General features: G+C 36.1%; 4 protein-coding genes. All 4 read right to left on the bottom strand.

The window, feature by feature from the left end:
- Positions 1–138: 138 nt before the first annotated feature.
- The gene (locus tag G561_RS0113185; RefSeq protein ID WP_028859953.1) at positions 139–798 is read right to left on the bottom strand and encodes a hypothetical protein; all 660 of its coding nucleotides are present in this window, start codon (positions 796–798) and stop codon (positions 139–141) included.
- Positions 799–1,072: 274 nt separating this feature from the next.
- Positions 1,073–1,375 carry a polymorphic toxin-type HINT domain-containing protein gene (locus tag G561_RS0113180; protein ID WP_028859952.1) on the bottom strand — a complete coding sequence of 101 codons (303 nt, stop codon included), beginning with the start codon at positions 1,373–1,375 and terminating at the stop codon, positions 1,073–1,075.
- A 139-nt stretch (positions 1,376–1,514) separates the two neighbouring features.
- Positions 1,515–1,973, bottom strand: coding sequence for a hypothetical protein (locus G561_RS0113175; protein ID WP_028859951.1), 459 nt, complete (start codon positions 1,971–1,973; stop codon positions 1,515–1,517).
- The coding region (locus G561_RS15075; protein ID WP_208854609.1) for a polymorphic toxin-type HINT domain-containing protein at positions 1,973–3,953 on the bottom strand (1,981 nt) is incomplete at its 5' end. The genes G561_RS0113175 and G561_RS15075, both read right to left, overlap by 1 nt.

Genomic DNA, 3,953 nt, shown 5'->3' with positions numbered 1-3,953 from the left:
TTATTCGCTGTGATATCTGTTGTAATGGCGTTGCTGTTATTGGTTGTGGTGGTCGTTATTTTAACTTTTTTCTTACCATACCATTTGCGAGAGGTTTTTTTAGTTTGAGACCCATCTAAAAACGCAACTTGGGATGCTTCAAGATTGATAGTCTTGAAAAGTCATATTATATTTATTGTAAATTATTCTCGCACAATTCAATATGACCTTTAAATCACCATAAAAAAACTTTCCGCTGTCTAACACACTCCAACCTTTATAGTTATTTTCAGTAAATAACTTTTTCATTAGAGAGGTATCTGTTGCTACAAGTATAAACTCTCCTGATATTTGATACACCAAAATATCTAAGCTTGAGTTGAAGCATATAATAGTTTCAGTACATACGTAAGGAAGCGATGAACGAACTCTAATATAGTTATCTAAAGTTAATGGTGCTTTTGCTACACCATAAGGATAAAATTTTTGGTAGGAATAAGTTTCTTGGGATAAGTCTTCCAAATCACTTAAACATGTCCAGTAGAATTCTTGATCATTAAATTCACTCTTTATATTTTCTAACCTACTAAAAAAACACTCATCCCAGTCTTCACTAGTTTTATTTAAAGTTTCAGGAGAAACTAATGCAATCTTCCAGTTTTTAGCTAATGCAAAAACTGGATTAATTATAGGAATAAAGGTTTGAACATTACTCAATACCTCACTAACCTTTTTCAAATCTTCTTTTTTAGTATTTAAAAAAATTTCCTTTACTTTTTCATCTTTTGGAAACCATGGTTCACTATATTCTTCTTTCATATTTAACTCCTATAAATCAATAGCGTATTTTTATTAGTACTTTACCTGTAGCACTTTGAATCTCAATAGTTGGATGACCACTACTACTTTTTAAACGAGAAATCACTTTTGAACCATCAGGTAGTAAGCTAATTTTGATATCTGGAGTATCTTTAATTACTTTTCCTCCTGCTGATAACCATGCAAAATCTCCAGCTCTGTTACGATTACCAACCCTTTCAAGATTAATAACACTTTTACCTACAGTAATGTCATTATAGTCTTTAGCAAGTTTCTAAATTCGGTCATTTGTAATATCACTTAAATTACTAAATCTCTTTACACAAGCATTATGCACCCAAACATCAAATTCACCGATATGATAAGTATGGAATTCATCGACTTCAAAGTTATATACGGTATCCGTTTTATCTAGCTTGGTTTGGCTAACAACGGTTAATATATTATTGTTTCTATCAACCAACTTCATTCCAGCCATTAAAGCAGTAGCTGCTATCCAACCGCTACCATCTACCCAAAACGGATGCTCTTCTGTGGTTTGGTAGGTTTCAGTATTGCCAGTGCTATCTTGAACCACAACTTCATAGATTTATTTATCTTTGAGGTTATTGAGAATTTTAAAGCCCTATTTCATACATGAAAGAGCTGGACCTAAAGTCCAGCTCGACAGTTTTATTAAAAAAGATGTCTGGTATGCGGCAAGCATCCTACTTGGACTAGCTTGGCTTATCTCGCATCTGTTCTTTAAATTCACAATATTGATTAGTTTTGTTCTGTAGCTGTTCTTTCATTTCATCATCAAGGCTATCAAAAAGTTCATTTTTTAAAATATCATACGCTGTGATAAACATATGTTTATTGTTTCTAGTATAGGCTTGTCTCATATCAAGTTCACCAAACGAGCTTAGTATATTAAACAAAACACCGATCTCATAAGGATTATAATCATATGCTTTAATAAAATAAATTAAACCAGTTTCATCTTCTTCATATTCAGTTAGGCTAGGACAGTACATTGCAACAATCAAACCCTTTAGATTAATAGCATCGGCTATGTCCTTTTTATTTGCTTGATTATCTATAATAATCTCATTTAATAAATTAAATGCTGGTAAAAATTCACTCCTATCTATTAAAGAATTAACTTTATCTAATTTATCTGATATACGTGACATTATTTAACTCCTGCATTTTTTGGAGATATAGTACCATCTAAAAATCTAATACCCTCGACCCATATGGTATGACCATCGACGTCTGCTTTTAGTATTAGTTTATCTCCTACTTTAACCCCTTTTGCTCCACGATATATATCACCTGTTTCTATCCACTCTCCTTTACTTAATGCTTGTTTAATTATTGGATTAACATCATCTAGAGTCACTGTTTTATTACCAAATATTTTATTCCAGTTGTGATGTTTAACAGTGACAGTATGTTGAGTTATTTTCCAACTATCATAGCACGCATTATGCACCCAAACCCCAAACTCACCGATATGATAAGTATGGAATTCATCGACTTCAAAATTATACACAGTATCCGTTTTATCTAGCTTAGTTTGGCTAACAACAGTCAATATCTCATTATTTCTATCAACTAGTTTCATTCCAGCCATTAAAGCAGTAGCTGCTATCCAACCGCTACCATCTACCCAAAACGGATGCTCTTCTGTGGTTTGGTAGGTTTCAGTATTGCCAGTGCTATCTTGAACGACAACTTCATAGATTTCTTTATCGTCAAAACTGAATGTACCAGTGACTGGTCTATAGCCATATTCTAAAGTTTCTTCATGACGTGACCAAACCAAATCGCCTTGTTGAATGGTTTCGATGGGTTTTAGACCGTCTATTGTTTCAATAAGTGTCCCTGCTACGAAGCAATATCTCTTAGTGATTTTATCGATTTCTAAAGCAGCCTGACCTTTATTTGCTTTATTTAAACTGGTACCGACCACAAGATCTATAATAGCTTTAGCATCATTAATATCAACTTGACCATCGCTTAAAGTGATTAAGTTATCAACAATATCAAAACCTTCTTCTTTAAGTGCACGTTTTAAATCCTTTATCGTTACCTTGCCTTTCTTTACGGCTACTTTAAAAACTTTACCAGAGACTTTTATTACGGTTGTTGCCACTTTTAAAGAATTATTCTCAACAGCCACTCCCGCACTATTTGCTGCAGTGTCTACATCTGCGCCAACAATTAAAGCAACTGAACCTGCTACCAGTTTAGCTCTATTTAAGATGTCCTGTTTTTGCTCAGCAGACAATTCCCCTTCAAAGCCTTGCTCAACTAAATAATCCCCAACCATCTCACCAACAGCTGCACCAATTGCCCCAGCATCACAGCTTTGGTTTTTCGCACTTGCCGCCACACAACCCACACCAGCCGCCGCTAGCTTATGAGCTAAGTTTCGGGCAAAGTCATCAGAATCAATGGGCTTGACGCCCTTACTAAACACCTCACCTGCAAACACATCCACTAAAGAAGCTCGTAAGCTGTTGGTGAGTGCATCTTCAAAGCTGGTACCATTGACAGTAGCATTAACCGCTGCTTCCGTTATCCCTCGGCTAATACCATTAGATAACTTCTTAGCAAAAGCATCATTAACATTATTACCAATGTTAAATTCAGCCGTTAACCCAGCGGTTAGAGCAGAGGTCGCCATACCGCGTACAGTTTCACTACGGGCGAGTTGCCGTAAGGTGGCATTAATATCGCCCTTATTATTGATTAGTGTGATTGTTGCTTTAGTAGCTAGGGTTGACATCGCTGCATTACCAGCTATACCAGCTGTTGTGGCATTTGTCGTTGTTTGGTTTAGAAGTGAGGTTGCAACGCCTCCGCCATCCATACCACTTAACGCTGCTGTTACCGCAATGGCAATTAAAGCCGCCGCCGCTGGGGTTAATCCTTCTTGCTTATAGTTCCAATTTTTTTGGATTAACTCAACTTGTTGCCAGTTAATATCACCTCGCTTTTCTAAATCAGCTAAATACTCATAACCGGGTTGCTTAGATAGCTGTATGGCTATCTTGCCTAAGTCCTCTTGTTCTCGGTTGATTCTATTTTTGGCTTGGTTGTTATCATTAACCGTGACTTCTACAGGAACTTGGACAATGACCCCGTTTGGTGTGGTGATGGTCGGA

The organism is Psychrobacter phenylpyruvicus DSM 7000 = NBRC 102152, from assembly GCF_000685805.1.
Lineage (GTDB): Bacteria > Pseudomonadota > Gammaproteobacteria > Pseudomonadales > Moraxellaceae > Psychrobacter > Psychrobacter phenylpyruvicus.
This window is presented reverse-complemented; position numbering and strand designations above follow the sequence as displayed.